Raw genomic sequence first — 8607 nt, 5'->3', positions numbered from 1 at the left:
GATGGTTTTATCGTACCAATCCCAAAATTCACTAGCGCTAGTGATAGTCACTAGGGCTTCTGATACCAGTTTAGCTTTCTTAACCCCGTCTATCACCCCTTGAGGTGTACACTCAAGATTAGCTGTCTTGGGTAGCCGTTTCCCGGTAGGTGGTTGCTTAAACTGCAATAAGAGATTGTACCTAACCCCGGTCTTTTGAAGCTTGAGAGTTACCCCCTTGGGACATTCCCCCTTAAAATCATGATAGGCTTTCACGAACCTAGTGTAATTGTCATCGTAGTTGCCCTTTCCCCCTACTGTAGGGGTATCAGTAGCGTTACTCATTTTTTACTCACTTGTTACTCTGCTATGGTTTTGAGTAACACCTAAGTAACGGTAGAATAGGGGTTGTAGGCTATGTAGACGCTTGTCAACCCCTGGGGGCTGTTTTTTCGAGGGTAGCCCTAACCCTTTCGAGGAGGAGGTGAAAGAGGGGGTCTCCCCAGGTAATCAATGGGAGGTCTGGGTCAGCCTCGAAGACCTGCGGGGAAAAAGTGACCCGGCGTCGATCGCCATTTTCCCCAGAGAAGAGAGTCCAAAGGCGATCGCCCTCTTTTTGGAAGTGAAACCCCGCCGCCCGGAGTATCTGGGAATGGGAGAACAGGGTTTCCAGAGCCTCCCAAGTGAGGGGAGACCGTGGCAGGGAGTGGCGCAACTGAGCCAGGTCTGCCTCTACATCAATTTTCACCATTTCATCGAGGGAGGGGTTGAGGGAGTCAGTGAGGAAGCCATCCTCAAAAGAGGCCATCAGCACATCCTCTTCTTCCGGGTCAGCACTCATCACCGCCTGCTCGATAAACGTGGGAACCCGAGCTAAAATAGGCTGTAGGTTCCCCACCACATTAGTAAATAGGCCTATTCTCTCTCGCAGGCGGCGGTAAACCTTAGCTTCCACCGTGCCATCATAGTAGAGGTTGTGGATCTTAACCGTCGGGTAGCGTTGTCCGATCCGGTCTACGCGGCCAATGCGTTGTTCAACTCGCATAGGGTTCCAGGGTAAATCATAGTTAATCAGAACCCCGCAGGTTTGCAAATTGAGCCCTTCGCTGGCTGACTCCGTACAGAGGAGGAGTTGAATTTCCCCTTGGCGAAACAGGTTTTTGATTTTCCCCTTGGGAACCACCCGCCAGGAAGGTTCAGGGTCTTGGACGGGAAGTTCCCCGCCCCGCCCCGAATAGCAGGCCAGCCGATCGCCATAAAGCGATCGCAACTGTTCTCGTAGGTAGTCCATGGTATCAGTATACTGGGTAAAAACGATCGCGCTATCGCGTTCGAGGAACTCCCGGCGCAGAGTTTCCAGGAGAAACGACAACTTACTATCCTCCCCGGTATTTTCAAACTGTCGCAGCAAATCTTCCAAATACTCAATTTCCTTGGGGTCTACCTGTTCGAGGTAAGGCTGCAAACCCTCGATCGCCACATCTTCGGCTTCTTCGAGGTCCACCAGGTCATCCGGCGTGATATTAGAACGGAGTAAACGCCGTTTAAGGGACTCTTGAATCGCATAAAACGAACTGGTGAGGCGCTTGCGGTAGAGAGTCATCAGAAACCCCAAAGCCTTGCGATCGTGCTTTTGGGCGAGGCGGTAGAAGTGGCGGACATAATCGCTAACTGCTTGGTAGAGGGGAATTTCGCGATCGCCTTCCAGAGAAATCGCGTTGTCCGTCACCACCCGGCGGGGGATATCTTCTTCCAGCAGTCCTAGGCGGTAATATTCTCGCAGCGTGTCGCGGGTATGTCGAAACATCAGGTCTTTTAGGGGAGTATTCGTACTGAGGTATTGGCGGGAACTAGCCACAAAGGACTCATCCCCACAGAGTTGTTTAGGGTTAACCATCCTTTGACCCCGTTGCCAGATATCCTGTAGTTTGTAGCTTAGTAGTCGATCGCGATCGCCCAGAAACCCTTGCAGGCGCGAGCAAGGTTCCCCGCCCCCCCGGAAGTAATCCACAGACATATTTTGCCAGAACTCCAGGATAAACGGGTCTGGCGGTTCCGAGAGGGAAGCGAAGTAGTCGCAGAAGTTTTCCCCGTAGCGCCAGTGTCCGTAGAGTCCCAGCAACTCCAGCAGGTCAAACACCTCGATCGCGTCTATTTGCATAGGAGTCGCCGACAGCAGCAACAGCGACCTGGTGCGATCGCGCAGTTGTCCCATCAACTCCAGGAGGCTGTTAGGGGTATCCTGGTGTGCTTTCGGAGTCCGGCGGCGGGCGTGGTGCGCTTCATCAAGCACCACCAAATCCCAGGGTTCCGCTGCCAATAGTTCCTGGCTGCGTTCCCGGCGACGCACCAGGTGAGAAGACGCGACGATAAGGGGGTGACGGTTCCAGGGGTTTTCGGCTTCTCTGACCGTTGATACAGCCCCGTAGGGGTCCTTAAATTCCTTCTGTCCGTAACTCCAGAAGTGCAGGTTAAACTTTTCCCTAAGTTCCTCGTGCCACTGAGACTGAACACTAGCCGGAGCCAGCACCAACACCCGTTTTACCCGACCGCTAACCAGCAGATAACGCAAGATAGCCCCCGTTTCCACCGTTTTACCCAGCCCCACCTCGTCCGCGATCAGGAAACTGCGGGGGAAAGTTTCCGCCACCCGGCGCAGGATTTTCAATTGGTGGGGCCAGAGTTGCACAGGGATGGATTTTAGGCAGAAGTCCAGACAACCGGGAGAGTTCGGTAAGTCCAACAGGGCGGCGAAGGCTTCCACTTCCTGACTCAATTCGGCGGCGGTGGGTTCGGCAACTTGTGGCGGCGGTGGGTCATCCCCTGTAGTCTCAAATTCCTGTGCCGGTTCCCAGGTGGGTTTGGATATGGGGGTGTAGCGCAGCAGTTGGGCGCGGACGGCTTCGGGTATTTCAAACACCCTCACATTGGGAGCCCAGTTTTGCCAAAGTTGTTCAAACCGGAATACTTCCTCATGGACCCGTTCGGCTTCCCTGCCGCCTTCCCAGGTACAGTAGACGTGGAATGATTCGATATTCTTTTCCCAGCCGCTAGGGGTTTCGTTATTGGACCCGAAAAACACCAACTGATTGCCATCATTATCGGTAAAAATGCCGACTTTTTCGTGGAAAATGTGTTGAGGGTCTAGCTGCTGTTCGGGGGTKTCTGGCATTCCGTCGGACTTGAGGGGGACGGCGATTTTTATATCTAGGCGATCGTGTTCTACCAGCCAGGAGAGGATCTCGAAATGTCGGAGTTGCGCGAAGGTCTGCGGCGGCGTGAGGGAGGCTTTTAGACGATCGCCCAAAGTTTCCCGCAGACTGTAACCCTGTCGAATTGCCTCCAAGTCCTCCGCCTGAAACTGACAACCCATAATCAGCCGCATTTTCCCATCATTATGCAACAGGGAACCCAACCCGGCGGCGACTCGGCTGAGGATCCCGCTGGCAAAAAATCCCGACTTGCGATCGTACTGACTACAGTTTTCCAAAGCCGGAATATAAAAGTCAATAATCGGGTTATTTTCGTTGGTAGAGTAGCTACTGCGCCAGGTGCGATCGGGAAGCATGGATATAATTAATAATTAATAATTGATAATTGATAATTTATCATACCTGTCCTCTTCACCACAACTATAATAAACCCGCCCCAACACAACGATATTATGCCTCCCTTCCAATGCGATCGCTCAATTGGGTTTGGAATTACTCAAAGAAGTTGATGTAGCTACCGCTAACGGCTTCAGTAAAGCCAGAGTTTTCCGAGACGCTAGTATTTCCCTATTGGGTAGAGAAGGAACTTTTGAATGCTTAGAATTACCGGGAGGACGCGAGGCGCTGTTGGGGGTTTTGCCTCTGGAAGCATTAGGAATTGAACTCGATTTAAAAAATCAGCAATTAAAGCTATTACCAGAAACCTCAATGGATACTTATTTAACTATTTTGTAATTGATAATTGATAATTGTAGGGGCGGGTTCTGCTGTCAATTCTCGGACCCCACCGGGATATAAATAAACCCGCCCCACCCCACCGGATAATTGACCCTTGATGATTAATAATTGTAGGGTGGTGCGTCAGATGAATAAAATTTGCCGTTAACCCAGTAGGTTATCCCTCTGACGCACCCTACGTTAACTCGGACCCCACCGGGATATAAATAAACCCGCCCCACTCCACGGGATAATTGATGATTGATGATTAATAATTGTAGGGTGGTGCGTCAGATGAATAAAATTTGCCGTTAACCCAGTAGGTTATCCCTCTGACGCACCCTACGTTAACTCGGACCCCACCGGGATATAAATAAACCCGCCCCACTCCACGGGATAATTGACCCTTGATGATTAATAATTGTAGGGTGGTGCGTCAGATGAATAAAATTTGCCGTTAACCCAGTAGGTTATCCCTCTGACGCACCCTACGTTAACTCGGACCCCACCGGGATATAAATAAACCCGCCCCACTCCACGGGATAATTGATGATTGATAATTGCGAATACCTCTCCTCCTGACGGAAATCATAATAAACCCGCCCCACCACAAGAGAGCGATCGCTTTATTACAATCTTTGTTAATTAAAGTCTATCTCGCTACCGATAGCAAGGCGTTATCTGCCACATTTCCTCTGGTAAGAAAAGAAGGTTTAGCCGCTTATGATGCCGCCCATTTAGAGTTAGCTATCCCATGGAAATTGCCCCTGGCTACATTCGAGAGCCGGTTAGCAAAGGTGAATGAATCAATGGCGATCGTGATGAAATTTAATCTAGCTTTAAGTGCAGTTTGAGGGCAGTCTCTACTATTTCCATAACTTCCTGGCTCAAAAAACCCACTGTATCCCCACCGATCCTTTGTTTAGAAATAGTTCGCACCTGCTGCGCTTGCACCTTGGAAGGCTTGGATAAACCGCTATCCTCTGGATTGATTAACACTTCAAAAGGGTAAACGCGAGTCACATTAGAGGTAATGGGTAGAATTGTCACTGTATCCGCTGCGCGGTTATTTGCATCGTTACTTACTATCAGCACGGGACGGCGTTTATCCATTTCCGAACCAACCGCCGGACTGAGATTAGCATAGTAAATTTCACCACGTTTCATCGGTTAATCCATCGGCAATTGTAATATCCCACGCGGAATCAATTTCACTAGATGCTTCTCTGTAAGCGGATTCTAGTTCTTGATTTCTCAATAATTCTAAAGCTAATTCAATCACTTGGTCAGGGGATTGACATCCTTTGGCAATTTTATAGTTCTCAATAAATTGTACTAGGGATGTTGGTAAGGAAATTGAGATTTCTTTAGCGGGCGACATCTTAGTTATCGATTGTTATAGATACGATTATTTGATTATAGCATCAGCGATCGCCTTGATGATTAACCATTGATAATTGTAGGGGCGGGTTCTGCTGTCAATTGTCGGACCCCACCGGGATATAAATAAACCCGCCCTCTCTCTGGCTGTCAATTGTCGGACCCCACCGGGATATAAATAAACCCGCCCCACTCCACCCGATAATTGACCCTTGATGATTAATAATTGTAGGGTGGTGCGTCAGTTGTGCGTCAGATCAATAAAATTTTCCCTTAACCCAGTAGGTTATCCTTCTGACGCACCCTACCAGTTACCCGTTTTTTGGGGCTAGGGGTCTAATTTTAAGTCTAATGTTAACTGCTCATGTACCACTTTATCCTTAATCTCCTTCACACCCAGCCGCAGGTTTACCAAAGCCTCCCGCTCCGGGACTGTATCGGGAATTACCTTTAACCCCACCTCCCAAATTTTCATGAATAGATCGTTGGTCACTAACCCCGTATTTTGCAGGAAACGGCGCACCTGTTGCAGGTTTTGTTCCTCTTGGTAAATAGCGATCGCCCCATGGAGTCCGTCCACTAGGTAACGCCCGGAAAATTCCTTTTCCTGAACCGAAAAAGCCCGTTTCTTCAGGCGCTGCTGGGGGGTCAAGAGTTTGCAAGTCCCACTAGCTGAGTCTAGGAGTTTGTGGGTTTTCACTAGGTCGGTGACGTTGAAACCACCGATCGCCAAAGCTAATTGGCGCGCGTCGTCGTAGGGGAACTCTCTAGCTCGGAATGCGTCCCAAGCCAACAGATACCACTGACTCAAAGCGTCAAATCCGGCGGTTTCTGAGCCCACCAAGCTGCGGAAGCGGTAATTGGCGATCGCCTTCCTGGCTTCCGCGAAAGCCTCCTCTGGGCGCACTTCCTCCCCGCTACTGTTCAGGATCGGATACTGGCGGGAAAACACATTCAACGCCGGACCGAAGGCGCTCAAATATAGGTCGATTCCCGTGATATCATTGGCTTCAAACTCCGGGGCTCGCTTTTCCACCAGGTTCACCACTTCCGGGCGCAGGTCTTCCCACCAAGCCTGTCCGGCGTTGGGGTCTCGCTGACGACACACGAGAAGGACGGTGCTGGAGACGCTGTTTTTCTTGGCTTGGTGCAGGTTTTGCGGGTTTTCGGTACTGACAGCCCAAGAAGCGGTTATCTCAAATCCAGCATCAATCAGAGATTTCGCTAAAACATCCCACGCGCCGGAGTCTTTATGGTTAAATTGCACTGTCATAATACCATCATCGCGCAAGACTCGGTGATATTCCCCGAAAGCTAATGCCATTTTTGCCTCATAGTCCTGGTTGGCTAGTTCGTCCGGACTTATTCCCATATTCCGAAACCGCGACGGGTTGGCGACCGCTTCCCGGTCTTTATCGGTCAATTCTACATAAAATAAGTCCGGGAATATATCCCCTAATGTTATTTTAAGCCAAACATAGAAAAAGTCGGAGAGATCTGCATAAGGAACCGTTCCATAATAGGGGGGGTCGGTGACAATAACATCCACTGATTTATCCCCTATATGCCACAGACTGTCAGCGGAGCATAAATCGATTTTAATCGTTTTCGGATCGTATTTTTCGATGCCCGGAATGCCTGTCGAATGCGGCGGAATTCCCAACATTTCGCAGAGTTTTGTATAGTCATAAGCAAATTTAGACATTTGACCCCATAACTTTTCATATCCTTGAAATTCAGGATAGTTCCACATGAGATTTAGAGAGTGTTGTGCAGAAGCACGCACTGCAGTTCCCACGCCTGGAACCCAATTTGACAATCTGCAATTAACATCAACGCACCTATCCATTACCATAGCTAAATAAGTGGCGATCGCCTCTAATTTCCCGCGATAATAATCCTCAATTTCTGCCACTGCTTCCCCATCATTTTCCACCGACTCAATTTTGGCAGCTTTTTCTAATTCGCATTCGGCTCGAATTTTCTCTTTGGCTTCGTTGATAATTTCTGCATAAGTGACCAGGGTTAAGAGTTGCCGGGGATGGAAACACTGATGCCATTCGACAATTCCATAATTTCTGATCATCGAATATTGAGGATTGGTAGGTGTTGGTACATGAGGGATTAAATCTATCGCTTCCCAATCATTTAATTTTGCCGCGAGTCTTTCATCTGCTAATTTAATTCCTGTCAAATCGCATTCTTCAACTGTTCTAAACTCTAAACTTCCCTTACCTTTTTTATAAGCAACTGCATATAATTGATAACCGAGTTTACTCTCTCGGCTGGGAGAAGCAATATAATCATTGTCAATCACATTCCCACAATTCGGACATTTTCCGACTCCCCGGCTGATGGTATTGTAATCATTCGGGTCAAAATCTCCGTCCTCTGTATGTATTGTGGAACCCTTCCCTTTGCGGCCTTTGATTAACTCAAAATCGACCCGTTTTTCTGCCGGTTTAGGAATCGGTTTTACCGCACACCACTTGTGTAAATTCTGCTTTTCTGGGCGCTTGTAAAGCCACCAATTCGGACTGAGAGGCACAGTAGAATTACAACTAGGGCATTGTACAGTATGCGCCCATAAATAATTTTGTACAGTCTCCCCTTCTGGGGAGGGAAAAAAAGCAGCCAGTCGAGTTTCCGCCTCATTTCCAACCCACTGCACCCACTTGTCAATATCCACCTGTAAATCAGGGCCAAACTTGAGGGGGTATTCCATAGCCGCCTTCATAGTCACCACAGCCACCGGGTTCAAATCCGACCCATACACCTCAAAACCGTATCGCGCCGCCTCAAACGGGATGCTACCGCCCCCTGCGAAAGCATCCAAAACCACAGGAGTCCGCTTTCCCCACACCTTCTCGCAGTAGTCATGCACCCGCCCAATGCACCTTGGACTCGGCGGCGTTTTGTAGAGTCTCACCGACGAGGTGATTTTCTCCTCCTTGTCCTCAAGCCAATTCGACTGCTGCAAATACCCCAATTCTTGCTCCGAATACACCCCCAAAAGATACTGGAATTCATCCATAGAAATATCCGCCGGTAGCACCGAAGCCAACACCGAAGCCCGCGAAAAAGCCAGAGGTTTCCGGGAATACCAGCGATGTAGTCCCTTAAAAGGATTGCCGCCATTTTCAAAATATACCTGCTCGTTGAGGAGTTTTATCGGCATAATTTTTTCAATAAACAGGCGGGGGCGGTTGGTGTAAGTTTCCGACATAATTTCCCAGGAGGAAAGGTGAACAGGGCGCATTTTCCCCAGCAAAAAAGCCGTCCTAACCAGAGGTGGGAGACGCGAAAGTTAATCGGCGGC

Annotated in this window: 6 protein-coding genes and 2 pseudogenes; 2 read left to right on the top strand and 6 right to left on the bottom strand. The window is 49.2% G+C overall.

The annotated features are described in order from the left end of the window. Together B9T16_RS10650 and B9T16_RS10645 are read right to left on the bottom strand one after the other, a co-directional pair. Window positions 1-324, bottom strand: a pseudogene (locus B9T16_RS10650) (hypothetical protein); the annotation flags it as partial. 85 nt (window positions 325-409) lie between these two features. Then, window positions 410-3547 (bottom strand): DEAD/DEAH box helicase, encoded by a 3138-nt coding sequence (locus tag B9T16_RS10645; RefSeq protein WP_410244737.1) that lies wholly within the window; start codon window positions 3545-3547, stop codon window positions 410-412. 88 nt (window positions 3548-3635) lie between these two features. On the opposite strand from B9T16_RS10645, the pseudogene B9T16_RS10640 reads away from it, so the two are divergent. Next, window positions 3636-3926 (top strand): annotated as a pseudogene (locus B9T16_RS10640) (aspartyl protease); the annotation flags it as partial. A 542-nt stretch (window positions 3927-4468) separates the two neighbouring features. Then, window positions 4469-4762: a hypothetical protein gene (locus B9T16_RS10635; protein WP_014275688.1), complete on the top strand. Its 294-nt coding sequence runs from the start codon at window positions 4469-4471 to the stop codon at window positions 4760-4762. Here the strand turns inward: B9T16_RS10635 and B9T16_RS10630 are convergent. The 4 genes from B9T16_RS10630 to B9T16_RS10615 form a co-directional block, all read right to left on the bottom strand. Further along, window positions 4737-5075, bottom strand: coding sequence for a type II toxin-antitoxin system PemK/MazF family toxin (locus tag B9T16_RS10630; RefSeq protein WP_006615904.1), 339 nt, complete (start codon window positions 5073-5075; stop codon window positions 4737-4739). The genes B9T16_RS10635 and B9T16_RS10630 overlap by 26 nt on opposite strands. Continuing rightward, complete coding sequence (locus tag B9T16_RS10625) at window positions 5062-5289, bottom strand: hypothetical protein (RefSeq protein ID WP_006615903.1); 228 nt, start codon at window positions 5287-5289, stop codon at window positions 5062-5064. Before B9T16_RS10625 ends, B9T16_RS10630 begins: the two co-directional genes overlap by 14 nt. A gap of 27 nt (window positions 5290-5316) precedes the next feature. Then, the gene (locus tag B9T16_RS10620) at window positions 5317-5442 is read right to left on the bottom strand and encodes a hypothetical protein (RefSeq protein ID WP_410244736.1); all 126 of its coding nucleotides are present in this window, start codon (window positions 5440-5442) and stop codon (window positions 5317-5319) included. A 174-nt stretch (window positions 5443-5616) separates the two neighbouring features. Beyond that, entirely contained in the window at window positions 5617-8514 is a 2898-nt protein-coding gene (locus tag B9T16_RS10615) for a DUF1156 domain-containing protein (protein WP_410244735.1), read from the bottom strand. Window positions 8515-8607 lie beyond the last annotated feature (93 nt).

The organism is Arthrospira sp. PCC 8006 (genome assembly GCF_046480465.1).
Classification (GTDB): Bacteria; Cyanobacteriota; Cyanobacteriia; order Cyanobacteriales; family Microcoleaceae; genus Limnospira; species Limnospira platensis.
Note: the sequence above shows the minus strand (reverse complement) of the source record. Positions and strands in the feature narration are given on the sequence as shown.